The sequence below is a fragment of the Arthrobacter sp. 'calajunan' genome (assembly GCF_046940185.1).
GTDB classification, from domain to species: domain Bacteria; phylum Actinomycetota; class Actinomycetes; order Actinomycetales; family Micrococcaceae; genus Glutamicibacter; species Glutamicibacter soli.
The window spans coordinates 136,066-162,245 of record NZ_JBKZDY010000005.1 but is presented as its reverse complement, the minus strand read 5'-3'; the positions used below and the strand labels follow the sequence as shown (position 1 = coordinate 162,245).

General features: G+C 65.5%; 18 protein-coding genes. 14 read left to right on the top strand and 4 right to left on the bottom strand.

Annotated elements, in window-relative coordinates; all coding sequences use genetic code 11:
- Positions 1–143 precede the first annotated feature (143 nt).
- Positions 144–1,289 carry a THUMP-like domain-containing protein gene (locus RF641_RS09870; RefSeq protein ID WP_424573094.1) on the bottom strand — a complete coding sequence of 382 codons (1,146 nt, stop codon included), beginning with the start codon at positions 1,287–1,289 and terminating at the stop codon, positions 144–146.
- 202 nt (positions 1,290–1,491) lie between these two features.
- Complete coding sequence (locus RF641_RS09865; protein WP_424573093.1) at positions 1,492–1,944, bottom strand: hypothetical protein; 453 nt, start codon at positions 1,942–1,944, stop codon at positions 1,492–1,494.
- Between the two features lie 839 nt (positions 1,945–2,783).
- Here RF641_RS09865 and RF641_RS09860 point away from each other — a divergent pair.
- From RF641_RS09860 to RF641_RS09845, 4 genes are all read left to right on the top strand, one after another.
- Positions 2,784–4,220 carry an amino acid permease gene (locus RF641_RS09860; protein ID WP_047119635.1) on the top strand — a complete coding sequence of 479 codons (1,437 nt, stop codon included), beginning with the start codon at positions 2,784–2,786 and terminating at the stop codon, positions 4,218–4,220.
- A 185-nt stretch (positions 4,221–4,405) separates the two neighbouring features.
- Entirely contained in the window at positions 4,406–4,702 is a 297-nt protein-coding gene (gene groES, locus RF641_RS09855) for a co-chaperone GroES (protein ID WP_013349608.1), read from the top strand.
- A gap of 100 nt (positions 4,703–4,802) precedes the next feature.
- A complete protein-coding gene (gene groL, locus RF641_RS09850; RefSeq protein ID WP_047119634.1) occupies positions 4,803–6,407 on the top strand; it encodes a chaperonin GroEL in 1,605 nt (534 codons plus the stop codon).
- 127 nt (positions 6,408–6,534) lie between these two features.
- Positions 6,535–7,590, top strand: a complete 1,056-nt coding sequence (locus RF641_RS09845; protein ID WP_424573092.1) for a hypothetical protein — start codon at positions 6,535–6,537, stop codon at positions 7,588–7,590.
- A gap of 131 nt (positions 7,591–7,721) precedes the next feature.
- Here the strand turns inward: RF641_RS09845 and RF641_RS09840 are convergent, their stop codons facing one another.
- Positions 7,722–8,183 carry a hypothetical protein gene (locus tag RF641_RS09840; RefSeq protein ID WP_424573091.1) on the bottom strand — a complete coding sequence of 154 codons (462 nt, stop codon included), beginning with the start codon at positions 8,181–8,183 and terminating at the stop codon, positions 7,722–7,724.
- A 517-nt stretch (positions 8,184–8,700) separates the two neighbouring features.
- Between RF641_RS09840 and RF641_RS09835 the strand changes: the two genes are divergently transcribed.
- The 3 genes from RF641_RS09835 (at position 8,701) to RF641_RS09825 (ending at position 13,481) form a co-directional block, all read left to right on the top strand.
- Positions 8,701–10,800: an acyltransferase family protein gene (locus RF641_RS09835; protein WP_424573090.1), complete on the top strand. Its 2,100-nt coding sequence runs from the start codon at positions 8,701–8,703 to the stop codon at positions 10,798–10,800.
- Positions 10,801–10,957: 157 nt separating this feature from the next.
- Positions 10,958–12,463, top strand: coding sequence for an IMP dehydrogenase (gene guaB, locus RF641_RS09830; protein WP_424573089.1), 1,506 nt, complete (start codon positions 10,958–10,960; stop codon positions 12,461–12,463).
- 208 nt (positions 12,464–12,671) lie between these two features.
- Positions 12,672–13,481: a class I SAM-dependent methyltransferase gene (locus tag RF641_RS09825; RefSeq protein ID WP_424573088.1), complete on the top strand. Its 810-nt coding sequence runs from the start codon at positions 12,672–12,674 to the stop codon at positions 13,479–13,481.
- Between the two features lie 67 nt (positions 13,482–13,548).
- Here the strand turns inward: RF641_RS09825 and RF641_RS09820 are convergent, their stop codons facing one another.
- Positions 13,549–14,019, bottom strand: a complete 471-nt coding sequence (locus RF641_RS09820; RefSeq protein ID WP_424573087.1) for a VanZ family protein — start codon at positions 14,017–14,019, stop codon at positions 13,549–13,551.
- Between the two features lie 1,252 nt (positions 14,020–15,271).
- Between RF641_RS09820 and RF641_RS09815 the strand changes: the two genes are divergently transcribed.
- The 7 genes from RF641_RS09815 to RF641_RS09785 all read left to right on the top strand — a co-directional run bounded on the left by RF641_RS09815 (position 15,272) and on the right by RF641_RS09785 (position 26,117).
- Positions 15,272–16,618 carry a DUF4872 domain-containing protein gene (locus RF641_RS09815; RefSeq protein ID WP_047119626.1) on the top strand — a complete coding sequence of 449 codons (1,347 nt, stop codon included), beginning with the start codon at positions 15,272–15,274 and terminating at the stop codon, positions 16,616–16,618.
- 70 nt (positions 16,619–16,688) lie between these two features.
- Positions 16,689–17,840 (top strand): GuaB3 family IMP dehydrogenase-related protein, encoded by a 1,152-nt coding sequence (locus RF641_RS09810; protein ID WP_047119625.1) that lies wholly within the window; start codon positions 16,689–16,691, stop codon positions 17,838–17,840.
- Positions 17,841–18,051: 211 nt separating this feature from the next.
- Complete coding sequence (locus RF641_RS09805) at positions 18,052–18,858, top strand: SURF1 family cytochrome oxidase biogenesis protein (RefSeq protein WP_424573086.1); 807 nt, start codon at positions 18,052–18,054, stop codon at positions 18,856–18,858.
- Between the two features lie 19 nt (positions 18,859–18,877).
- On the top strand, positions 18,878–19,375 hold the full coding sequence (locus RF641_RS09800; protein WP_047119623.1) for a DUF3817 domain-containing protein: 498 nt from the start codon (positions 18,878–18,880) through the stop codon (positions 19,373–19,375).
- Between the two features lie 228 nt (positions 19,376–19,603).
- Complete coding sequence (guaA, locus tag RF641_RS09795; RefSeq protein ID WP_047119622.1) at positions 19,604–21,190, top strand: glutamine-hydrolyzing GMP synthase; 1,587 nt, start codon at positions 19,604–19,606, stop codon at positions 21,188–21,190.
- 232 nt (positions 21,191–21,422) lie between these two features.
- Positions 21,423–25,760 (top strand): DNA helicase, encoded by a 4,338-nt coding sequence (locus RF641_RS09790; protein WP_424573085.1) that lies wholly within the window; start codon positions 21,423–21,425, stop codon positions 25,758–25,760.
- On the top strand, positions 25,761–26,117 hold the full coding sequence (locus RF641_RS09785) for a hypothetical protein (protein ID WP_047119620.1): 357 nt from the start codon (positions 25,761–25,763) through the stop codon (positions 26,115–26,117). It abuts the gene before it with no gap.
- Positions 26,118–26,180: the final 63 nt, after the last annotated feature.

The window sequence follows — 26,180 nt, the reverse complement described above, 5'->3', positions numbered from 1 at the left end:
TCCAGACGGGGCCTGAACCGGCATGTATATAAACCGGTGTACCCCACAGCCATTGGAGGATAACCGTAACCATTGTATTTGGTGCGTGGGGTTTGTCAGTCCATTGCACCAATGTCTGCAGGTTACGCGTAACAAACACGTGCTCAGTGGGGCTGAACCTCGAACGCTACGCGCTTGTCGCCAATACGTGCCAGCATCAGCGTCGCTTTGTTCTTGGCGTTCTTGGGCGATCCGGCAAGCAGAATCCGTCGCAGCTCTTCAGGAGTCACGTCCACCCCGCGTTTTTTGATATCCAGGGTGCCGATGCCATTGGTCTTGACCCAGCTGCGCAGCTTCTTCACGTTGTAGTCGTGGACTGCCACGACCTTGTAACCGCGCGCGTATGGAGTGGAGATCTGCTGCGCATGGGTGAAGTAGGCGATGTGCTCGTCTAGCAGGTGCCCGCCGGTGGACTCCAGCAACGTGGAGATCAGGTGCGAGCGAATCACTGCGCCATCGGGTTCATAGACGTGCTCCTGGAGCTCACCCACTGGTGCTGGAACGTCAGCCTGCGCTGTTACCGGACTGGTCAGTTCGTGCGCGCCGTCTTTGTCGATCACCAGTGCGGCTCGGGCAATGCCTTCGCGTCTGAGCCGGCCGAACCACAGGCACGCTTCGATGACGGAGCCGTGGTCGGAGATCCAAACTGCTTCGGCGGTATCCGGAATGGCGTCATGAGGCAGGCCCGGGCCGAGCTTGACCCCGACGTCCTTGCCTTCGTCGACGAGCTTCTCGACAAAGGACAGGGGAGGGGAGAAAGCTTCGGGGTCGAAGAGTCGACGAGTGTTCCCTGCCTGATCGGTGCGGCGGGCCGGGTCCAGCCAGACGCCGTCGATTCCGGTGAGGTCGGTTTCCTCGGCGCTGCCGTGGACAACCTTGGCGTTCTCGAATGGCATCAGGTTAAGCGTGGTGGCAGCCGCGGTCGTTTCATCTTTTTCCACCGCGGTGACTTGCAGGCCTGCGCTTGCCAAGGCAATTGAATCGGTGCCGATTCCGCAACCGAGGTCGGCTACGTGGGTGCAGCCTGCCGAAGTGAAGCGGCGCGCGTGAAGTCCAGCGATGGTCAGCCGTGTAGCCTGTTCCAGTCCAGCCGGAGTGAAGACCAAGGAATCGGCGAAGGGGCCGAATTTCACTCGCGCCCGGTAGCGAAGTTCCGCCTGGGCAATCACCGCCCGGATCACCTGCGCGTCATGCCCGTCCTTGCGCAGTTTCTCATTCAGCGTCCAGGCCGCGTCTTTGGTGGCCACCATGGACGGGTCGATAGTCGAGAGAAGACTCCAGCCGTCAGCTGACAGGAGTGCGGCAAATTGTTCGTTCAGTGTTGAGTCATTTGAAGCCTGCGCCATGCTTTAAGAGTATCTGGGATTTGTTGTCTTCATGGTTGCGTGCTTGGGCCAGGCAGTGCGAGTTGCTGGGCGTAGCGGGGACGATTTGCCCGTTAGGGAGCAGGGACTACTCGCCTGACATCGTGCACATGCTGTCATCCGGCACGGCTTCACCTGCCGGAAATACCTGCGCTCGGAGCCCTGCTGTGACCGTCTCGCTCCCCGTCCGCCCAAGATCGTCGTACTCCAGCTCCACTGATTCAACTACCCCTGATTTGAGGGGGCTCACGAGCGCCACAACGAGCTGAACTGTTGCATGTTCGCCAGCTGCCGCTTCATGATTGGTCGAAATCTGCGCATCGGGATCTGAAGGCAGCGAGACGCCGCGGAATCCTTCCTCGCCGTCCGGAATGACGCCGAAACTCTCTATTTGGACGTTGTCGGATTTCTTGGGAGACACCTCACGTATGAGAACAGGGCGGGAACCGTCCGCATGGATGTGCACCTGAGCGATGGCGATTTGCCCTTGCCCGTCCGAAGGGGTGCAAGCCATCGACGATGCATCGGTTTGGGTCGACAAATGGGCTCCCGCGGGTGCGCATGCAGTCAGAATCAGGCATCCTCCCGCCATGAGCCCTGCCAACGTTCGCCGGTGAATCGACATTCCGCGTTCCTCCACCTAGACGAATGATCCGCAGGTCAATCACTGGCCATGGCTGTTGCAGTGAAGTTTACGTGGCCACCGGCCGAGAGCACTGTATTTGTTCCGCTGATTGGGGGAGTGGCGGCGAATTTGCCGAGGATCGCCCACGGTCGGGCGACAGCAGGTTTTCGTACAAAGCCATTCCTGCGAAGCCCGGGCGGATCGACATCTGAACGCATGAACTAAGGGCTTGGTCCCGATCGAGGCTTTCCGCATATCGAATTCACGTCACATTTACGTCATATTCAGCCCTGCAGATATTTTTCTGGATCTCCCTAAACTGGGGTATCAAGCGGGTGTCAGGCTCCCGGACGTTGCGCAGAAGGGACAATCAGCCGAGAAAGTACCCAAGTCTAGAATAAGTTTTTCTGATTCACTAGCATTGAATGAGTTGCAAAGGCTAATCCTTAACGTCGCTTCAACGGCAATCTTCGGATTGGGCAATGATGTGGTTTACGGTGCGCGAGCTGCGGGAGCCTTCTCGGAGTTTTCATTTTCTGAGGATCAAGGTTGCGAGTTTCGCGGCAGGGAAATTGTCGAGTGATCCACGTCGCACGAGAGGTGCCTCGTGGTGTTGTATGTCACCTGTGATGAAACTAAGGCAGACAACGACACGGCAGCCGACGGCGCAACGAAGCACCGTCCCCGCTCCGGAAACAGCAGGCAACGCAACGGATCACAAGCTCAAGCGACAACTCAGCAGTCGGCATCTGCAGATGATCGCCATTGGCGGCTCCATCGGCACCGGGCTGTTCGTGGCCTCCGGCGGCACCATCGCCCAGGCCGGACCGGGAGGGGCGCTCGTCGCCTATGCCGCCGTGGGACTCATGGTGTACCTGCTCATGCAGTCGCTGGGGGAGATGACCGCAAAGATCCCGGTGGCAGGTTCCTTCCAGACCTATGCCACCCGTTTCGTCTCGCCGTCCTTCGGGTTCGCCATCGGCTGGAACTACTGGTTCAACTGGGCCATCACCGTGGCGGCCGAGTTGGTGGCAGCGGGAATCGTCATGAGTTTCTGGCTGCCTGACGTCCCCGGCTGGGTCTGGGCCGGAGGGTTCCTCTTCGTGCTGACCGCGCTGAACGCCCTTTCCGCCAAGGCCTTCGGTGAAGGCGAGTTCTGGCTCGCGCTGATCAAGGTCGTCACCGTCATCGCATTCCTGGTGGCCGGCGTCCTGATGATCTTCGGCATCCTGGGCGACCATGCCGACCCGCTCGCCAATTGGCGGGAAGGCCAAGACGTCTTCCATGGGGGATGGATTTCCATCATGGCCGTGTTCATGATCGCCGGGTTCTCCTTCCAGGGCACTGAGCTGGTCGGTGTCGCGGCCGGCGAAGCCAAGGATCCCCGCCGTGAAATCCCGAAAGCCATCCGCAGCGTATTCTGGCGCATCATGCTCTTCTATATCGGCGCCATCTTCATCATCGGCTGCCTGATCCCGTTCACCGACCCGAGCCTGCTCTCAAGCGGCGAAGCTGACGTGGCGTCCTCGCCATTCACCATGGTCTTCGAGCGTGCCGGCATCGCCTTCGCGGCAGCCGCGATGAACGCCGTCATCCTCACCGCAATCCTCTCCGCCGGAAACTCCGGACTCTACGCCTCGACCCGCATGCTCTACGCCATGGCCCACGACGGCAAGGCTCCGAAGATCTTCGGCCGCACCAACTCCCGTGGTGTGCCCATGGCCGCATTGTTCGCCACCGCTGGTGTGGGACTCTTCGGATTCCTCACCGCGCTGATCGGACAGGGCGCGGCGTATGCCTGGCTGCTCAACGTCTCGGGCCTGTGCGGCTTCATCGTCTGGGTGGGCATCGCGGTGTCCCACTACCGTTTCCGCCGTGGCTATCTGGCGCAGGGATACGACGTGTCGGACCTGCCCTACCGTGCCCCGTTCTTCCCGTTGGGACCGTTGCTCGCTTTCGTGATGCTCATTGCCGTCATTGCGGGACAGAACTACGAGGCGGTGCTCGCCGGGCGCGGCCTGGAAGTGCTCTCCGCCTACATCGGCCTGCCGCTCTTCCTGGGGCTCTGGTTGATCCACAGGCTCGTGACCAAATCAAGGGTCGTCCCATTGATGAAGATGGATCTGTCCGCTCCGGAAGACATCGAGGAATCGGCCAAGGTGCGCTCTGCGCGAACCGTGGCGGGGAACTAGTGCGTTCGTTAGCACTCGCCTTGACCGAGTGCTAATAATCGTCCTAAAGTCATGTGTGGGTGGCATGCCGTTGGCATGCCACACCGCCTGACTGGATACCACCAACTGGCACCGCGACGACGGTTGGTCCAATGCCAGTAGGGCGCACCCCTACACCATTGGTTCATACACGAAAAGGAGAGACCATGTCTGTCTCCATCAAGCCGCTCGAAGACCGCATTGTCATCAAGCAGGTCGAAGCCGTGACCACCACCGCTTCGGGCCTGGTTATTCCGGACTCCGCCAAGGAAAAGCCGCAGGAAGGCACCGTTGTCGCAGTAGGCCCAGGCCGCATCGACGACAACGGCAACCGCATTCCGCTGGACGTAGCCGAAGGCGACGTAGTCCTGTACTCGAAGTACGGCGGAACCGAGGTCAAGGTCGGCAACGAGGAGTACCTGGTGCTCTCGGCTCGCGACGTTCTGGCAGTCGTCGTAAAGTAACGCCAACCTCGCGGCATCCACTAGCCATCCACCGTCACGGCGCTCGCCGGACGTGGGGGAGAAGCTACGCGGATGCAGCCGAACTTTCAGGAGTCAATGCATGGCTAAGCAGCTAGCATTCAACGAGGAAGCACGCCGTGCCCTCGAAGCGGGCATCGACAAGCTCGCAAACACCGTGAAGGTCACCCTCGGCCCACGCGGCCGCAACGTGGTGCTCGCCAAAACCTGGGGCGCCCCGACCATCACCAACGACGGTGTCACCATTGCCCGTGACATCGATCTGGAAGATCCATACGAGAACCTCGGCGCACAGCTGGCCAAGGAAGTCGCCACCAAGACCAACGACGTTGCAGGCGATGGCACCACCACCGCCACCGTCCTGGCCCAGGCACTGGTCAAGGAAGGCCTGAAGAACGTGGCCGCCGGGGCCGCGCCTGGCGATGTCCGCAAGGGCATCGAGCTGGCCACCGAGATCGTCTCCGAGCGCCTGGCCGCCAACGCCGTGGCCGTGGAGGACAAGGTCGCCAACGTGGCGGCCATCTCCGCGCAGTCGGATGAAATCGGCGACCTGCTGGCCGAGGCCTTCAAGACCGTGGGCACCGACGGTGTCATCACGATCGAGGAATCCTCCACCACCGCCACCGAGCTGGTCCTCACCGAGGGCATGCAGTTCGACAAGGGCTACCTGTCCCCGCAGTTCATCACCGATGCAGAGCGCCAGGAAGCTGTCCTGGAAGACGCACTGGTGCTGATCAACCCGGGCAAGATCTCCACCGTGGCGGAATTCCTGCCGCTGCTGGAAAAGGTCCTGGAAGCCAAGAAGCCGCTGCTGATCATCGCCGAGGACGTCGAGGGCGAAGCCCTGTCCACCCTGGTGGTCAACAAGCTGCGCGGCCTGCTGAACGTGGTAGCCGTCAAGGCTCCGGGCTTCGGCGACCGCCGCAAGGCCATGATGCAGGATCTGGCGATCCTCACCGGTGCCCAGGTGGTTACCCCTGAGCTGGGTCTGTCGTTGGACCAGGTCGGCACCGAGGTGCTCGGCTCGGCCCGCCGCGTGACCATCACCAAGGATTCGACCACCATCGTTGACGGTGCCGGAACCGAGGAAGACGTCCAGGACCGCGTGGCCCAGCTGAAGGCCGAACTGTCCCGCACCGATTCGGAATGGGACCGCGAGAAGCTCTCCGAGCGCCTGGCCAAGCTGGCCGGCGGCATCGGCGTCATCAAGGTCGGCGCGTCGACCGAGGTGGAACTGAAGGAACGCAAGCACCGCATCGAGGACGCCGTGTCCTCCACCCGTGCAGCGCTGGAGGAGGGCATCGTGGCCGGCGGCGGTACCGCCCTGGTCGACGCCCTGTCCGCACTGGATGAGGATGCCCGCGCCACCGCCGCCGAAGGCGACGTGGCAGCAGGCGTGGCCATCGTCCGCCGCGCACTGGTGCAGCCGCTGTTCTGGATCGCCACCAACGCCGGCTTCGACGGCTCCGTGGTGGCCTCCAAGGTCGCCGAATCCGGCGCCAACGAGGGCTTCAACGCCAAGACCGGCGTCTACGAGAACCTGCTTTCCGCAGGCGTCATCGACCCGGTCAAGGTCACCCGCTCGGCGCTGCGCAACGCAGCTTCGATCGCAGCCCTGGTGCTGACCACCGAAACCCTCGTGGCTGACAAGCCAGCCGAGGAAGAGGAAGCAGCACACAGCCACTAGGCTTCTGCCTGGCAGCTGATGCCGCCGCGGAACCGAGTCTCGACTCGGATCCGCGGCGGCATTCGTGCATTAATGGAACACATACTTCGACCACATACCCCGACTAAGCGATGGGAGCGCCCGCCATATGCGGCACCACCGCAATGAAGAGCCCGGCCCACCCCGGCTGCGGCGGTTCAACACCACACGCGCGGCCCGCAAGTGGATTGTCGCCGCAATGGTGTTCGGCATGGCGTTGCTGGTCGCCGGAATCGCGGCAGCCTTCCACCAGGACAACCTGTACCTCGCGGGCCTCATGAAGCACTCAACAACGGTGAGTGCAACGGTACTGTCCCAAGACGTGGACGACTGCTCAGTGCAGGTGAAACTCAACGGCGGCGAACACACCGCGCAAACCAGCTGCACGGATCAGCTGTACAAGCCGGGGTCCGAGGTCCAGCTCGTTGCCGATCCGCGGATGCCGGCAGCTGACCCGTATTACTACCACCTATACAGCTCACCTATGCAATTGGAAGAAGACGCGGAAACCGACTGGATGCTCGGAGCTTTCTTCGTGCTCATGCTGGCCGGAGGCACGTGGGCTATCGGCTACCAGTTCATGCTCAAACCAGACCGACCTGCCCACGTGCTACGCCAACTGGGCGTCAAACCGGCCCCGGGCCGTTTCGAACGCCTGGTATTGGCTTTGCAGCATGCGCCGCGCAAGGCCCGCTACACGCTGATCCTGGTGTGCCTGGTGGTGTCCGTTGCCTCAGCGGCGGCGTTCATCGTGAGCGATGCGCAGGACGCGCGCGCCGCGCAAGACGCCGTCAGCACGCAACCGCACATCACCGCGACGCTGGCAGCCCACGAGATCACCGGGCGCTCCGGAGAGCCGGCCAAGGTTGACGTGGGCGACCGGCGGATGGCACTGAGCTGGAACACGGTAGGGCAGAAATCCATGGAACTGGGTGATGAGCTGCTCGTAGTCATCGATCCCAGATACAAGGACATTGCCATCCCTGTTGATTTCGCGCAGGGTCCCGACAACTCGTCGGGAGCTCGACTGGGTAATATGCTGTTTGCCTTTTTCCCCGGCGCTCTTCTAATGGGCCTTGCCTTCAGGGTTCTTGCCAGCAGGAGTACATTCTCCGCATTCGAGCCGGTTCAATTGGATGAGGATGACCAGACTCACCCACTCTGAGCGAAAAGTTCATGCCCGTGTGAGAGCCGAACCAACGTCTACAACCAAGCAAAATGGCAGGTTCCCCGCTTGGCAAGGGTGCTCCCTCTCTCGTCCTGCAGCTCCAAGCAGCGACGTACAGTTGCGGAAACCTATTCCAAAATTTCGCCGACACCGAGAAGGTTTACTTGCCCGACACGGACTACGTGCAAGTAGCGATCCGGCGCTTCTCGCTCTGCGGTTTCCCGACTCCAATAAAGAGCTTCGGGAATCGGCGACTCCATGACTCCGTAGATGGGATTTCCGTTGGCATCCATGTCATACGGCAACAAAGTGGTATGGGTAAGATACAGGATCTCGGCTTCTGTCATGGCGCTATCGCCAGCATCCTGTACCCTTCGCGCTTCCCAACTGACTTCAGCGTCCGGATACATCTCTTGAAGTGCATAGCAGTTACGCTCGTTGGCCATGACCGCAATGATTGGTTCTATGTACTCCAGAGACGCAAACGGGCTGCGTTGCTTAGCGTAGACGACATAGACCTTCGATTTGTCCCGGAAATCCGGGACATGAAGCATCTTGAGTCTTGCTACAAGCTTGGTGAGAGACGGCATTGAACACCCTTCTGTACGGAAGCGTACCCATCGTCAAAATAAATCTTGCCATAGCAAAAATGGTGCCGAAGGTACTGATTGACCAGTTGGCTGTCTTCAACGTTGTCCAACAAGTTCATGGTGCCGAGCTTCGAAGACAGCGGAGAATCAGGTTCCTTCACACGTCCTAACGGAACACGTTCTAGACGAACCAGCCACGGTTTTCGCCAGCCGACTAAGCCAGGCGCAACCCTGCGATGCCAAGCCCCAACGATGAATTAATCGGGTGTTACCAGATGGATCTAACCCGGCGGCAGCCTGCGGCATCCTAGGCATTTCGTCTCTGCGGCCCGCGTCTCGGTCGCTGTAGTCGGATGAAAGGAGCTAGTGAAGGGACTACCAATTTGTCGTGCAACGCAAGCTTGAGGAATCAGTTCAAATGGAATACAAATTCCTGATTGCTAGGATCGAATGATGTTCGGAAAGGGCTGAGGCCGCAGAACCGGACCCGCCCTGTCCCCGAGGAAAGCACCACTTCGTGTCGTTGACGATCACCCCCGCCGGGAAAGCTGAATCCAAACCCGGATTCAGGACCGACCTGCAGGGACTGCGCGCCCTGGCGGTGCTGCTCGTGATGGTCTACCACATCTGGTTCTCCCGGGTTTCCGGGGGAGTGGACATCTTCCTGATGCTCTCGGCCTTCTTCCTCACCGCCTCGGTTTCCAAACGGATCAGCCGCGGTGAACGGCCCCGGGTGCTGAACCAATGGGCCCACCGCTTCTCCCGGCTCGTGCCGCAGGCCGCCGTAGTGGTGCTCGCGGTGGTGATCGGTTCATGGGTGCTGCTGCCCAGCAACCGCTGGCCGCAGCTGATCGACCAGTCTTTCGCCTCGCTGTTCTACAAGCAGAACTGGTACCTGGCCGAGAATCAGGTCGACTACTACGCCTTCAACACAGCGGCCTCCTCGCCGCTGCAGCACTTCTGGTCGCTGTCCGTCCAAGGGCAGGTCTTCATCCTCTGGCCACTGATCCTCGCGGCCTGCGCTCTTGTCTGGAAGCTGTTCTTCTCGAGGCGAAACTTCGCCTGGGTCGCCGGCACCGCCTTCGGGCTCATCTTCGCCGGATCCCTGGCCTTCTCGATCCACCTGACCGCCGCCAACCAGCAGGTTGCCTACTTCCATACCGGCGCCCGGCTGTGGGAATTCGCGCTGGGATCCCTGCTGGCGCTCGCCCTGCCGTGGCTTTCCGCGCTGCCGGAGAAGCTGCGCCGGATTGGCGGCTGGACGGGCCTGTCCACGATCATCTCCTGCGGCGCACTGCTGGACGTGCAGGGCCAATTCCCCGGCTACATCGCGCTGGTCCCGACCTTGGGTGCGGCGCTGGTCATCATGGCCCCTTCCGCCCGAAGTTGGTCCAACCCCTCGGGGCTGCTGTCGCTGCCTCCGCTGCGCAAGCTAGGGGACCTGTCCTACGGCATGTACCTGTGGCACTGGCCGCTGCTAGTGTTCTACCTCACGCTCAGCGGCTCGAGCCGCGCGGGCATCCTTCCCGGAGCGCTGCTGATCATCGCGTCCATCGCCATGTCCTGGTGCACCACACGCTGGGTGGAGAAGCCGCTGTCCGCGCGGCAGGTGGCCGCGGACTTCGGCGGCCTGCTCGCAGGACGCCAAGCCCAGCTGGCCTCCGGCGTGCTGGTTGCGGTGATCGGGGTGGGCATCGTCAGCGTCCCGGTGCTCGCCTGGGAAGGCAACGTCGAGTACCGCCGCACCGTGGCCGCCGCGCAGGCCCCTGAGGAGACGCCCGGGGCCACCGCCAGCGAGGACTGGGATCCGTCGCCGGCGGCGCTGACCCTGCCGCTGGCCACCGACCTGGACGGCGAATGGCAGAACCCGGGGCAGGAGTGCTCCGGGGCGCAGGATCCCGAGGACCCGCGCATCACCTTCTGCCGGCAGGGCGGCAACTTCGGCGCGGGGGAGCCGGTGCTGGTGATGCTGGGTGATTCGCACATGCAGCACTGGTCCGAGGCCGGAGCACGGATGATGGAGGGCTCCGGCGGCAGCTGGATCCTGCTGCACCACCCGGGCTGCCGCTACGGCTCCGAGACGGCGCGCTCCGAACCCGAGTGCGCTTCCTTCCAGGACGCGGCCCAGGAATACGTCACAGCGCTGGCCCCCACCTGGGTTATGGCCAACGCCAGCATGACCGTGCAGGGCTACGACGAGGACCTGCGCACCCCGGGGGAGCAGGAAGCCCTGGTGGACGGGTTCGACCAGGCGATCTTCCCGTTCCTCGCCGCGGGCAGCAAGGTGGTCGCGGTGCGCGACACCCCGCGCTACGAATACCTCATCCCCGAATGCGTGGACTCGGCCAAGTCGGACCCCTCGCGCTGCGATGGGCTGGCCTCCGAGCTGCTGAACGAGACCAACCCGGTGGAGAAGTGGCTGGACTCCGCCGACTACGGCAACACGGTGATCTCCCTGGACCTGACCCCGGTGCTCTGCCCTCAGGGCGTGTGCAAGGCGGTCATCGGCAACGTGCTGACCTATCTGGACAATTCGCACCTGTCCAAGATGTTCGTGGACAGCGCCGCGGACGAGTTCGCCACCGCCTTCCGCGCGGCCACCGGATTCAAAAACTAGTCGCGGCCCCGGCATCCGACACACTTCGGTGCTGATCTGCGCTTATGACGCCACCGCGGCATGAGCTTGGACACAGTGGCGCGAGCGGGAATCACGCAAAGGGCAAAAGGGTTCTAACATATAAGCAACCTCCGCTTTCGCCCCGAAAGGTTCATACGTGACTGAGTTCAACCCCTTTGCCTTTGAAGGACTCACCTACGACGACGTGCTGCTGCTGCCTGGCCCGACGGATGTGATCCCGTCCAACGCCGACACCACCACCCGCTTCACCAAGCGCATCAACATCCAGGTGCCGATCAGCTCGGCCGCCATGGACACCGTCACCGAGGCTCCGATGGCAATCGCGTTGGCCCGCCAGGGCGGCATCGGCGTGATCCACCGCAACCTTTCCATCGCGGACCAGGCCAAGCAGGTCGACCAGGTCAAGCGCTCCGAGTCGGGCATGATCACCGACCCGGTCACCGTGCACCCGGGCGCCACCCTGGCCGACTGGGACGATCTGTGCGCGCAGTACCGCGTCTCCGGCCTGCCGGTGGTTGACGAGAACAACAAGCTGCTGGGCATCATCACCAACCGCGACACCCGCTTCGTGCCGCGCGAGCAGTACCTGACCACCAAGGTCTACGAGGTGATGACCGGCATGCCGTTGATCACCGCCAAGGACGGCGTCTCCCGCGAGACCGTCATCGAGCTGCTCTCCAAGAACCGCATCGAGAAGCTCCCGCTGGTCGACGACGAAGGCAAGCTGACCGGCCTGATCACCGTCAAGGACTTCGACAAGGCCGAGCAGTACCCGCTGGCCACCAAGGACGAGGACGGCCGCCTGCGCGTAGCCGCCGCCGTGGGCTTCTTCGGCGAAGGCTACGAGCGCGCCATGACCCTGATCGACGCCGGCGTCGACGCGCTGGTCGTGGACACCGCCAACGGCCACTCCAAGGGTGTGCTGGAAATGATCGCCCGCCTGAAGAAGGATCCCGCCGCGGCGCACGTGGACGTCATCGGCGGCCAGGCTGCCACCTTCGAGGGCGCCAAGGCGCTGATCGACGCCGGCGCCGACGCCATCAAGGTCGGCGTGGGCCCGGGCTCCATCTGCACCACCCGCATCGTCGCCGGCGTGGGCGTCCCGCAGGTCACCGCCATCTACGAGGCAGCCAAGGCCGCCATCCCGGCCGGCGTGCCGCTGATCGCCGACGGCGGCCTGCAGCACTCGGGCGACATCGGCAAGGCGCTGGTGGCCGGCGCCGACTCGGTCATGCTCGGTTCCCTGCTGGCAGGCACCGCAGAGTCCCCGGGCGACCTGGTCTTCATGGGCGGCAAGCAGTTCAAGGCCTACCGCGGCATGGGCTCGCTGGGCGCCATGGAAACCCGCGGCAAGAACACTTCCTACTCCAAGGACCGCTACTTCCAGTCGGACGTGCCGTCCAACGAGAAGCTGATCCCGGAAGGCATCGAAGGCCAGGTTCCGTACCGCGGCCCGCTGTCCGCCGTGGTGCACCAGCTGGTCGGCGGCCTGCGCCAGACCATGTTCTACGTGGGCGGCCCGACCATCGAGGAGCTGAAGACGCGCGGCAAGTTCGTCCGCATCACCGCCGCCGGCCTGAAGGAATCGCACCCGCACGACATCATGATGACCGTCGAGGCCCCGAACTACCGTTCACGCTAGAATCCCCAGGCCAAACCCCGTCCCAGCCCGCCCATCCTGCGCGCTGGGGCGGGGTTTTCCCGTGCCCGGGCGCCGCCGCCGGATTCGCGGCCAACGCACGGGTCCACATGCCGCGCACGGACTTATCATGGGATGCACGACGCCCTGGCCTACTGCCGGTTCCGCCCCGAAACCCCGACCCCGGCCCGCAGAAAGTGGAGGGTGCGCCATGAGCGACACCGAGGAAACCATCGTCCACTACGCCTCCGGAAACGTGCGCGAGTCCATGTTCGCCGCGCTGCGCGCCGCCGGCCACGACCCTGCCCGGCTGCAGGCCGAGGACACCAACGAGGCCGACCACCTGCACCTGGGCGGGAAGCACACCACCGTCTGGATCGCCGACACCCTGGCGCTCGACGACGGCGCGCGCCTGCTGGATGTCGGCAGCGGCATGGGCGGGCCGGCTCGCTACTTCGCCGGCCGCGGCGCGACCGTCACCGGGGTGGACGTTACCGCGGAGTTCGTCGACCTGGCCACCGAATTGAACCGCGCCTGCGGGCTCGACGGCGCCGTCACCATGCTCAACCGGCCTGGCCAGGACACCGGGCTGCCCGAGGGCTCCTTCGATGCCGCGCTGATGCTGCACGTGGGCATGAACATCGCCGACAAGGCCCCGGTGTTCGCCGAGGTCTTCCGGCTGCTGCGCCCCGGCGGCGTTTTCGGCGTCTACGACCTGATGGGCACCAACGAGCTGACCTTCCCGATGCCATGGTCCATCACCAGGGAATGCTCCCACGTGGAATCGGAAACCGCCTACCGCGGCTACCTGGAAGGCGCAGGGTTCGATGTGCAGCGCAGCATGGAGCACCGCGACGAGGTGCTCGCCCGGGCAGCGCTGATGCTGCAGCAGGGCGGCGCCCCGCTTTCCGGAGCGCTGATCCTGGGCGAGGACGTGGTGCTGCGACGGCAGCATTCCATCGAAGCGGTCCGCGACCGGCAGGTCACCCCGACGCTGCTCATCTCGCGCAAGCCGGAATAGCGCGCTCAGTGCGGCCATCCGTACCAGGGGAGCGGCGCTGCTTGCCCGGGACGGATGCGCCCGGGGATCAGCGTGCGGCGCCCTGCCTCGCGCGACGGCGCAGCCAGCCGCGGCACAGCATGAAGACCAGCGCCCCCAGCCCGGTGCCGAGGGTATTGGCCACCAAATCCCTGGCCGAGGGCACCCGGTCAGGGAGCAGGAGCAGCTGCCCGGTTTCGATCATCACGGAGACCGCGAGTCCGCAGAGCACCGCCAGCCACGGCCAGCGCAGCCACCACGAGGCCAGCAGGCCCAACGGCATGAAGTACAGGATATTCGCGCCGAATTCGATCTCGCCGTAGCCGAACCACTGCGGCACGCCGATCCGGTGCAGCTGCTCGATGAACGCGAACAGCCACGGCCCCGCTTCGGCATCCACGGGTGTCGGCCAGAATGCCACCAGCACCAGCGCGATGGCGTAAGCCACCGCCGCGACCAAGGCCCACCGGGCCGAACGGTTCTTCACTCCAACTACCCCCAAGAAGTTGCGCAAACGCATCTGTCCGCAATTTTAGTCTGGTTCGAGACCGCAAGACCTGCATGACCGGCATCCGTGCATCGCCGGTGACACTTCCAAGCCCCGAGGTTACTGTCAGTTGCGTTGATATTTCTGCCACGTCATGGGTTCTCATTCGAGAAGCCAGTCTAGTGTGGAAGTTACAGAAAAAGATTGCCGCCGCACTTGCTGCTGCAGGTCTGACCGCATCGCAGCTGGCACCGTTTCGGAACGCTCCCTACCCCAAGTAGGCAAGGTCCATGTTAGGAACGATCAAAGATGAAATTGCTACAAAAAACTGTCGCGCGACGGGTATTGATCTATCTTGCGGTTTCCATCTTGGGACTAGCAGGACTGACGGGCTTCTATTGTGCAGTTTCTGGGCGGTCGATACTTGCAGTATTGGAGAATCTTTGGATCGCGTTTGTCTTTGCACTGGTTACTACAGTTGTAGCCGCGGTTCGGGATCAGAAAGCTGAAGAGGAATAGGCAACTTATCCAGAATCTAGTTTTTAGAAATTCGCTGAGTTCCTAGAAATGGCTAAGTATGCTTTCCCTCGATTTCACGGATCTCGTGATTGAAGAATGGCCCGAACACTTCGAAAGAAGAGATCGGGGCCTTTCAATGTTGATCCCCAGATCCAGCGATACGGCACTGAATTATGGAATCGGTTCAGAAATTATGGCCAGATTGGCTTGTTCCGTAGTCGGCCTACAGGGATTGTCGACGGGCACGAGTATGGGACCACCTAGTATTCCGTGTTAATTATTTGTGTGATGTACAGAGGCATCACACTTCATATTCTGGTGCCGATGGGTGTCGTAGCTATCGCATATGACGTGCATCTTCACGTTTGATTGCGCATGGGCAGGGACCTGCTGGACGAGTTCCGCTAGCTCCAAATTCGAGTGCTTCGGATGGAACTTACCGGCACTGACCTTCCCCGTCATGACTTCCAGAGCGCGAATAGCTTGGTGGTGCCATTGAGCTTGTAACCGTCGGTGCTGCTGCCCAGGGATCGGGATCCGGCGCAGCGGTTGCGCAGGAATTACAGTCCTCCGGGCGTCCCGACCAGCATCCCGCTACCGGATTGACGAGCATTCGGTTTTCTTTCCGCGCGCAGTTGCCAATCCCACGTGCCCCGACCGGTCGCCAAACCCGATCTGACACGTAGAATTATTCGATGGCGGCGCGAGGTGCGCGTGCGGGGTCCCTCCCGCCACGGCGCCGCAGGACGGAAGGAAACCGATTCACGTGGCTCAGCCAGCGAACCTGAAGAAACTTGCCCGCGAGCGCATGGAGCGCACCGGCGAGAGCTATACGACCGCCCGCAAGAACATCCTCACCAACAAGCCCGAAAGCCCCCGGGCCGCCCGCGCCGCCGAAGCGCGCAACTACGCCTCACAGGGCAAATCCGGAAAGCAGGGCTCCGGCAAGGCCAAGTCCGCCAAACCAAAGCGCCCGGAACAGCCAGCCAAGGCACCGGCCAACTTGGACGAACTGCCCGAATACCCGGCCCCGGAGAACGTGGTGCAGTACGACGCGGCGCTCTGGCATCGTGTGCTCACCCAGGCCGGCGTGACCAACCCCGTCACCGGGCAGCCGTACTCCGAGGCCATGCTCGCGGGCCTGGCCGGCGGCGTCGGCTTCATGCAGCACAGCTTCCAGGACGAGGACGCCGTCAGCGTCACCCTGGTGACCCGCGCCCATCCTGAGCCATATACCCAGAACCTGTTGACCCGCTGCGGCGCCAAGATCAACGAGCGCACCACCGGTTCGGCCGTGCGCGCCGCCGAATACCTCGACACCGGGCTGGACGCCGGACGCGCCGTCGTGGTCCGCGTCGCGGTCAACGCCCTGCCGTGGATCGAGGAGGGCGAAGTCGACGAGTCGGACACCATCGATCTGGCAGTGGTTGGAGAACTCGACGACGACCTGCTGGTGGACGACGGTTCCGGCTCGCTGAACCCCATCAGCCCCGAGGACCTGACCGCTGCCCGGGCCCGCCGGAAGCGCGAGAAGTTCTGGCAGGCCTGGGTCACCTCGCGCCGCTCGCCCAAGCCCGAGGCCCTGGCCTCCAATGTGCTGGACGCGGTCCAGGAGACCACGGCCCGGCTGCTGGGCACCAGCGAGCTGCGCGGCATCCCGGTGCACTTCGCCAAGAACTTCGGCATCGCAGGCATGCGCAACTTCGCGGCCCGCCTGCGCGACACCGAAGGCAAAACCGGCTGGAACCAGATGTTTGCCGACGCCGAACAGCTGGAAATTGGGCTCTCGCAGCTGGCAGGCTTCCTGTCCGACACCCGTTTCGGCGGAATCGGCGGCCTGCGCGGGCTGTATGCGGACTTCCTTGACGAAGCCGCGGACCTTCCGGGCCTGTCCGAACTGGGGGAGCACTCCGCTGCCTACGCCCAGCTGGCGGCCTTCTGGATCGACTTCGCCCAGCTGCTCGAAGAGCCGGCGGACATCGACCAGCGCCAGCCGCTGTTCGACAAGATGGCACAGGTCATGGACCAGATTGCCGATGCCGAGCAGGAGGCCGCGCAGGCCCTGGCCGACACCGCGGCCACGCTGCGCACGGTGGCGGGTGTGGCGCACTAGACGCGCAGTCCGGCGCAATCTGGCGGTGGTCAAAGGCGGGAATCGGCCGCACTCTTGATAACCTAGGGTCGTGAGTAATGAGATTGAGATCGGCCGCGGCAAGCGGGCCACTAAGGCATATTCCCTGGACGACGTAGCGATCGTACCGAATCGCCGCACCCGTGACCCGAAGGACGTGTCGGTCTCCTGGCAGATCGATGCCTTCCAGTTCGAGACCCCGTTCATCGGCGCACCCATGGACTCGGTGACCTCCCCGGCCACCGCCATCGCGCTGGGCAAGCTGGGCGGCCTGGGCGTACTGAACCTCGAGGGCCTATGGACCCGCTACGAGGATCCGGCCAAGGTGCTTGAGGACATCGCCGGCCTGAACCACGAAGCGGCCACCCGCAACGACCCGAAGATCACCGCCAAGCTGCAGGAACTGTACTCGGCCCCGATCCAGGCCGAACTGATCACCTCCCGCCTGGCTGAAATCCGCGAATCCGGCGTGGTCGTCGCCGGCTCGCTGACCCCGCAGCGCACCCAGGAGTTCTACCGCACCGTGGTGGCTGCCGGCGTGGACATCTTCGTCATCCGCGGCACCACCGTGTCCGCGGAGCATGTCTCCAAGACCACCGAACCGCTGAACCTGAAGCAGTTCATCTACGAGCTCGACGTGCCGGTCATCGTGGGCGGCGCCGCGGGCTACACCCCGGCCATGCACCTGATGCGCACCGGCGCGGCCGGCGTGCTCGTCGGCTTCGGCGGAGGCGCGTCCTCGACTACCCGCCGCACTCTGGGCATCCACGCCCCGATGGCCACCGCCATCGCCGATGTCGCCGCGGCCCGCCGCGACTACATCGAGGAATCCGGCGGACGCTACGTGCACGTGATCGCCGACGGCGGCCTGGGCAACTCCGGCGACATCGTCAAGGCCATCGCCATGGGCGCCGACGCTGTCATGCTCGGCACCGCACTGGCCCGCGCCGATGAGGCGCCGGGCGCCGGCTACCACTGGGGCATGGAAGCAGTCCACGAGGTCAGCCCCCGTGGCGACCGCGCCCGCGTGGGCACCGTCGGCTCGCTGGAGAACGTGCTCTACGGCCCATCCCGCGAAACCAACGGCACCTCCAACCTGGTGGGCGCGCTGCGCCGCTCGATGGCCACCACCGGATACTCCACGCTCAAGGAATTCCAGCGCGTGGACGTCGTGCTCTCCCCGTACGAGTCCGACCGCTTTTAGGCACTCCGGGCGCCTCGCGCCCGCAGGCTTCCGCGGCCCGCCACCTGCGCCTTCACCGGGCAGGCGGCGGGCCGCCGCCGTTTGGCCGCACGCCGGCACCCCAACGAACCAGCGCCGCGGAAGGTTCCCGCGCGGGCTGCCGAGGTGTCCAAGGCCAATCTCACGCTCCGCGCATTTCTACTTCTACAGCCAATCGAAGTACGGTGGTAGGGTGCTGAAAACCGCCCTCAAACCCCAATGGCTCCTCGCGCTGCTGGCCGCCCTGGCGCTGGCCACCGGCTTCGTCGCCCTGTCCGGCTGGCAGTTCGGATCCTCCGAAACCGAGCCGCTGGTCAAGGCCGACAAGACCGAGGTCGCCGTCCCGCTGACCGAGCACCACCAGGTCGGCACTGAACTGCTGGGCACCGTGGCGGACCAGATCGTCACCTTCAGCGGCGAATTCGTCGAGGGCAGCGACGAGCTGGTCGCCCCGCGCCTGCACGACGGAGTCAAGGGCGCCTGGGTCGTCACCGAGTTCAAGGTCGACGGCGCGCCGAAGGATGCGGCCATCGCGGTGGTCCGCGGCTGGCAGCCCGATTCCTCGGCGCCCAGCCCCGCTCCCGAGGGCGAGCTGGAAATCACCGGACGCCTGCTGCCTTCCGAGGGCCCGGAGCTGGCCCACGACGTGCGCAGCCCCGCGCTGGAGACCCTGGCCTCCTCGCAGCTGTCCAACCTCTGGGACACCACCTTGTACGAAGGCTTCGTGACCGCCCACGAGATCAAGACCGCCGAAGGCGCCGCGGCCGAGCAGCCTGGCCTGTCCCGCGTCTACGTCGGTCCGCAGCCGCAGGAAGCCCAGCTCAACTGGCTCAACGTCTTCTACGGCATCGAATGGGTGGTGTTCGCCGGCTTCGCGCTGTTCCTCTGGTACCGCATGGTGCGCGACGACTACCAGCGCGGCATGGAAGAGATCGCCGAGCGTGCCGCCGAAGCCCACCAGAAGGACCCCCGCGACGACGACGGCCCAGCGAGCAGCTGACGCGCCTTCGCATACCTGAATGACTGACCTCCCACGGAAGGACCGCCCGACCATGTCCAGCACCACCCCCGCACCCCGCCCCCGCAAGTTCGGCGGCACCCCGGCGCAGATCCGCTCCGCGGCTGCCTTCTTCCGGGTGTTCGCCTACGTCACCGGCGTGATGCTGCTGCTGCTCGTGCTGGAAATGGTTTTCAAGTACTTCTGGCAGCTGGAGCTGTTCATCGGCGGCCAGCTGCTTGACGGCACCGCCAACACCATCGGCATGCACAACCGAGCGGAAGTCGCCGGCGGCTTCAACGCCTCGCTGGGCATCCTGATCGCTCACGGCTGGCTCTACGTGGTGTACCTGTTCGCGGACTTCCGCCTCTGGTCCCTGATGCGCTGGCCGTTCTCCCGCTTCATCACCATCGCCCTGGGCGGCGTGGTGCCGTTCCTGTCGTTCATCACCGAGCGCAAGGTACACAAGGAAGTCATGGCGGAGATGGAAAACCACCCGAAGGCAGCCAAGCGCTACTAGCAGCACACGCTGTCGCAAACGTCCGGCGGGCCGCTTCCCCTTGCAGGGAGGCGGCCCGCCGACGTCGTTTCCACCCCGGGCCGGCGGGCGGCGGCGCCGTATTCCGCGCCCGGAACCGGCCAGGGGGCAGCGAGCGCGCCCGGAAACCTGCCCGAATGTGACCCGGTGGTGACGTTGATGACAGTGCCCGCGCTGTTTCGCGCCCGGCGAACCCAGTAGACTGGGGGAGTGACTACTGCTCCCCTCAATCCAGAACATAAGCCGGTTCTGGTCGTCGACTACGGGGCCCAATACGCGCAGCTGATTGCTCGCCGCGTACGTGAGGCTCGTGTGTACTCGGAGATCGTTCCGCACACCCTGTCCACCGAAGCCATCTTGGCCAAGAACCCTGCAGCGATCATCCTCTCCGGTGGTCCCTCCAGCGTCTACGCCGATGGCGCCCCCTCCGTCGGGGCCGACCTGTTCGACGCCGGCGTGCCGGTGCTCGGCATCTGCTACGGATTCCAGGCCATGGCCAGCGCCCTGGGCGGCACCGTTGCCGAAACCGGCCTGCGCGAATACGGCCGCACCGCGACCGAATTCGCCGGCGAGGCACGCTCCATCCTGGCCGGCGCGGAAAACGCCCCGACCGTATGGATGAGCCACGGCGACGCCGTCTCGGAAGCCCCCGAGGGCTTCGAGGTCCTGGCCACCACCGCAGGCGCCCCCGTGGCAGCCTTCGCCAACGAGGCCAAGCGCCTCTACGGCGTGCAGTGGCACCCGGAGGTCAAGCACTGCGAGTTCGGCCAGGACGTCCTGGAGAACTTCCTGTACAACGGCGCCGGCCTGAAGGGCGACTGGACCGCTGACAACATCGCCGACGAGCAGATCGAGCGCATCCGCGCCCAGGTCGGCTCCGGCAAGGCCATCTGCGGCCTGTCCGGCGGCGTTGACTCCGCCGTGGCCGCCGCTCTGGTGCAGCGCGCCATCGGCGACCAGCTGACCTGCGTGTTCGTCAACCACGGCCTGCTGCGCGAAGGCGAAGCCGAGCAGGTGGAGAAGGATTTCGTCGCTTCCACCGGCGCCAAGCTGTACATCGCCGACGAGCGCGAGCGCTTCCTGACCGCGCTGGACGGCGTCACCGACCCGGAGACCAAGCGCAAGATCATCGGCCGCGAGTTCATCCGCGCGTTCGAGGCCGCCGAGGCGGCGATCATCGCCAAGGAAGCCTCCGAGGGCGAGCCGGTGAAGTTCCTGGTCCAGGGCACCCTGTACCCCGACATCGTCGAGTCCGGCGGCGGCGAAGGCACCTCCAACATCAAGAGCCACCACAACGTGGGCGGCTTGCCGGAGGACCTGCAGTTCGAACTCGTCGAGCCGCTGCGCACCCTGTTCAAGGACGAAGTTCGCGCCGTGGGCCGCGAGCTCGGCCTGCCCGAGGAAATCGTGGGACGCCAGCCGTTCCCCGGTCCGGGCCTGGGCATCCGCATCATCGGCGCCGTGAACGAGGAACGCCTCTCGATCCTGCGCAAGGCCGACGCCATCGCCCGTGCCGAGCTGACCGCAGCCGGCCTGGACGACGAAGTCTGGCAGATGCCGGTGGTGCTGCTCGCCGACGTGCGCTCCGTGGGAGTCCAGGGCGACCACCGCACCTACGGCCACCCGATCGTGCTGCGCCCGGTGTCCTCCGAGGACGCCATGACCGCAGACTGGTCGCACCTGCCGTACACCCTGCTCTCCAAGATCTCGAACCGCATCACCAACGAGGTGGACGGGGTCAACCGCGTGGTGCTGGACGTCACCAGCAAGCCACCGGGAACCATCGAATGGGAGTAACCGGCAGCTAGCTGTGCCGGTCCCGGGCCCGCCGCCAGGCGCGGCCCGGACACCCGAAGCGGAATCCATGCGGTGGGCCGCGGCGCGTTATGCGCCCCGGCCCACCGCCCGGGTTCCGCTTCACACGCTTAAAACGTGTTTCGCGCCGGTGTTCTGCCGCGCGCGTGCACTACGTTAGATAGAGGTGTCGCGCGCGGGCGCGCGCCGCCGCTAGGCCGGTTCAGTGAAGGGAATGACTGTCGTGACCAGTGCTCAGAATGCTGCTGCGGATCGAGTAGCCGCCTGGGTGAAATCCTTGGGGCAAAGCGCCGGGGCCGACACCACCTTGAGGTTCGCTCCGTCGACGTCCAACAGCATCGACATCACGCACGCCAACCCTTCGGGGCTGGCCCAATTCCTGGCCGGCCGACGCACCCGTCTGTCCACCCTGCTGCACGACGCCGAGCAGTACGCCGCGGCCAAGCGCACCGCCCGCGCCTTGGCCTCCAAGATCAGCGAGCTATGGGACGAACGCGGCATCGACGTGGGCTACCTGGCCGCCGGCGTGGCCAACTGGCGCGCCGTGCACGAGGGCAAGAGCGAACCGGTCTCCGCCCCGATCATGCTCGGGCGCATCACCCTGTCCAAGCACGTGGACACCGACGACTACGACGTCCAGCTGGTCGGCCGCGCCACCATCTCCCCGGCGTTCGTGCGCCAGTTCGAGGCCGACCACCACGCGACGATCGACGTCTCCGCGGTGGACGCCGCCGCCTACTCGATCGCCCGCTTCGACCCGGTGCGCGGCATGGACGCCCTGCGCCATCTGGTCTCCGAGGTGCCGGGTGTGGTCGTGGGCCACCGCCTGCTGCTGTCCACCTTCTCCGACCTCATCGACCCGGCCGACCCGGCCAAGCTCAACGGCCCGCACCCGGTCATCGAGGCGCTGATCCAGCACTCCGAGAACGAGAAGCTGGCCGAACGCGCCGCCAAGGTCGCCGAAGCCACCAAGGGCTCGACCGCGCTGGCCAACATGGTCGCCGCGAAGAACGCCACCCCCGACGCCGCCGGGAGCGAAACCGACGATGCCACATCCGGCGCAAAGCAGGATGCCAAGGCCAAGGCCAAGGACGACGCGAAGGCCGAGGAGCCGGAGGACACCGGTTCGCGGCTGCGCCGGGTCAAGAACCTGATCAAGGATTCGGCCCGCCCGCGCCGTCCGCACGAACCGGTCATCCGCCCCGCCGGCAAGCCGGTCCCGGGCGCGAACCGCAAGGTCCACACCGGGGACACCACCTTGGCCAAGTCCTCCGACGAGCGCGACCCCGAGGACGAGCTCTACCTGCTGGACGCCGACGAGTCGCAGTCGCGCATGCTCGAATACATCGCCGCCGGGGAATCCGTGGCGATCAACGCCGCCGCCGGCACCGGCGCCACGCAGACTGCGCTGAATGCCGCCGCGGTGCTGGCAGCCCAGGGCAAGCGCGTGCTGGTCATCGCCGAGCAGCGCACCGCCGCGGAGGAATTCGTCGAGCGCTTCAACGCGAAGCTGGACGCCGCCAGCCTGCTGCTGGAGCCGAACGAGGACCCGGACGCGGTCCGCAAGCAGCTGACCCGCGCCATCCTGCGCAACGAGCGCGCCACCGAGCCGCAGCTGGGCAACCTGTTCAAGCGCCTGCGCGACTCGCGCCACGCGCTGCACGAGCACGTGAAGTCGCTGCATTCGGTGCGCAGCCGCTGGGGCTGCTCGCCGTACCAGTCGATGCAGGAGCTTGCCCGGCTCTCCGCGCTGAACCCCGCCCCGTCCACCACGGTGCGGCTGAAGCGCTCGGTGCTGGACTCCATGGGCCAGCGCGGCCACGTCGCGGCGCAGCTCAAGCGCGCCGCCCAGCTCGGCGCGTTCTCCCGCGAGCACACCACCAGCCCCTGGCACGGCGCCCCGCTGCGCAACCAGGAAGCCACCGCGCAGGCGCTGAGCCTGGCCAGCGGCCTGGGCCGCGACCTGCCGATCCTGCACGAGCACATGCTCAAGATCGCCGAACGCAGCCAGATCCGGCTGGATGACAGCTACGACAAGTGGGGCGACCAGCTGGCCCTGCTGGTCGCCGTGCGCGGCTCGCTGGACAAGTTCGAGTCCGACATCTTCGAGGGCGACATCGACGATCTGATCGCCGCCACCGCCACCAGCGCGTGGCGCCGCGAGCACGGCGTGGAGATGGGTTCGCTGGTGCGCTCCCGCCTGCGCAAGATCGCCAAGGAATACGTCCGCCCGGGCATGCACGTGCCTGACCTGCAGGCTGCCTTGCAGGCGGTGGCCGTGCAGCGCGAGGCCTGGCGCGCCTACGCCACATCCCAGCGCAACCCGCAGGTTCCCGGCGGGCTGCTGGACGTAGAGGCCGGCTACCACGACGCCGGGGCGCGCATCGACAAGCTCTCCGCGATGCTGCCGGCCCGCACCGGCGGGAACCTGCGTGAAATGCCGATCACCCAGCTGCTGGATTTGATCGCCGCGCTGGTGGACCACAAGGAGGACCTCGCCGAGCTGCCCGAACGCACGCTGATCGCCGAGCAGCTCTCCGAAGCCGGCCTGGGCGACCTGCTCGACGACTTCGCCGAGCGCCAGATCGACGCCGACGCGGTGGACGCGGAGCTGGAGCTGTCCTGGTGGCAGTCCGTGCTGGATGCGATGATCTCCGGCGACGACTTCCTGGCCATGAACGACGGCGCGAAGCTGGAGCGGCTGGAGGCCGAGTACCGGCTGGCCGACGGCGCGCACATCGCCGCCGGGCCCGAGCGCATCCGCTGGCAGCTGGCCCGCAACTGGAAGGCCGCCCTGGCCGACCACCGCGCCGCCTCCCGCGCCCTGCGCGAGATGCTCAAGGACAATACCGTCTCCATCGCCAAGGTGCTCTCGCTGGGCGAATCGCTGGTCAATTCGCTGACCCCGGTCTTCGTTTCCGCCCCGCTGCTGCTGGGCACCGCGCTGCCCGACGACGCCGAGTTCGACGCCGTCATCCTGCTGGAGGCCAACTACCTGACCCTGCGCGAGGTGCTCGACGCGGTGCGCCGCTCCCGGCAGGTCATCGCCATCGGCGACGAGATGCTCGGCGGCCCCAAGCCCTTCGAGGTCTCCGTGGACCCCACCGCCCGCATCGGCTCGCGCGACGCCGGGGTCTCCGCGCTGTCGGCGCTGAACAAGGTGCTGGTCACCGGCACCCTGTCCACCGTGTACCGCGGCATCGACGAAGGCCTGGTGCAGCAGCTGTCCGCCACCTACTACGATTCGGCGATCTCGCGGCTGCCGCAGGCCATGGCCACCGCGGAGCACTCGGGCAAGCTCAGCGCGCTGTACGTGCCCGACGCCACCGGCACCCTGGCCAGCAGCGACGACGGCGTGCAGACCACTGTGGCGGAGGTCGCGCGCATCGTGGACCTGGTCTTCGAGCACTTCTCCACCCGCCCCGGCGAGTCGCTGGCGGTCATCGCAACCAACCGCACCCACGCGTCGGCCATCGCGGAGGCCATCCGCGTGCAGCTGCCGAACCACAAGTACGCGATGGAGCACCTGCGCGCCAAGCACGAGCCGTTTGTGGTCACCACCGTCAACCGGCTGATCGGGCTGCGCCGCGACGCGGTGATCTTCGCCTGGGGCTACGGCCGCACCCCGCACGGCAAGACCCTGCACGAATTCGGCGAGCTCTCCCGCCCAGGCGGCGAGCAGCTGTTCGTCGCGGCGGTCACCCGCTCGCGCACCCGGCTGACCCTGGTCTCCAGCCTGCAGCCCGAGGAGCTGGAAGCCTCCCGCCTGCACCACGGCGCCGGCGCGTTCTTCGACCTGTTCACCCGCGTGCAGGCCGGCGACTCGGCGATCGCCAGCTGGGCGCACCCGCGTTTCGACGCGTTGGTCTCCGACTTGGCCCGCCGCCTGCGCGAACGCGGCGCGATCGTCTCGGAGGACTACCGCGGTGTGCTGGACCTGGCCGCGCATGCCTTCGACGTCGACGGGCAGGACATCCGCCCGCTGGCAGTGGTGTACGACGGCACCGAGCACTACGCCGGGCTGACCGTGCGCGAGCGCAGCCGCCTGCGTCCGGACTTCTTCGAGAACCACGGCTGGCGCTACGTGCCGCTGTGGACCATCGACGTGTTCACCGATCCCGGGGCGGTCACCGACCGCCTGGCCCGCTACCTGCAGCTGAAGCCTGCCTCCGCGCCGGCGCCCTCCGAGCAGTCGCGCGCCTCGCTGGCCGCGGCCCCGCCGGTGCGCGCCAGCCAGGTCACCTCCGGGCCTGCCGCGGAAGCCACGCCGGACGCCAAGGCGGATGCGAAGACCGGTGCAAAGACCGAGGCCGCAGCGCAGCCGAAGTCCGACCAGGACGCCTCAGGAAGCGCACCGAAGGACCAGGCGCCAGCGGCCACGGACGCCGGGGCCAAGGAGACAGGCTCCCAGGAATCGGGTTCCAAGGACGCCGAGTCCAAGACCGCTCAGGCCAAGGACGAATCTCCAGCCACCAAGGCCGACGCAGACGGCGCCACCCCGAAGCCGGTGCCTGCCAGCACCCAGCCGACGGATACGGAGCGCTCGAAGTAGATGGACGAATCCGTACCCGGTGCTGAGCCCCTGCCCGCGGCGGGGGAGCAGCGCCGGGATCCGCAGCCGGCGCCCCGCAAGAAGCGCGCGCGGGTCATCGCCCCGCCGCAGCACCTGCAGGCCCGCGTGCAGCTGACCGGTTCCTACACCCCGGTTCCGCACACCTCCTCGGTGGACGAGTCCTCCGCGAACTCGCGTCCGGCCAACTCCATCGCGCAGGCCGCCAGCCCCGCGAAAACCACCCGGGATCCGCTGGCCGGACTGCGCGCCAAGGACGACGACCCCCGCCTGTGGGGAGACGCGCCCGAGGACCTGGCCGAGGCCATGAAACGCGAAAAACCCCCGCACTGGGGGTAGCCCGGGCCAAGTGCTAAACAGCCCGCCGACCGCCTGCAGCACGCAGGGGAGCGGCGGGCTTTG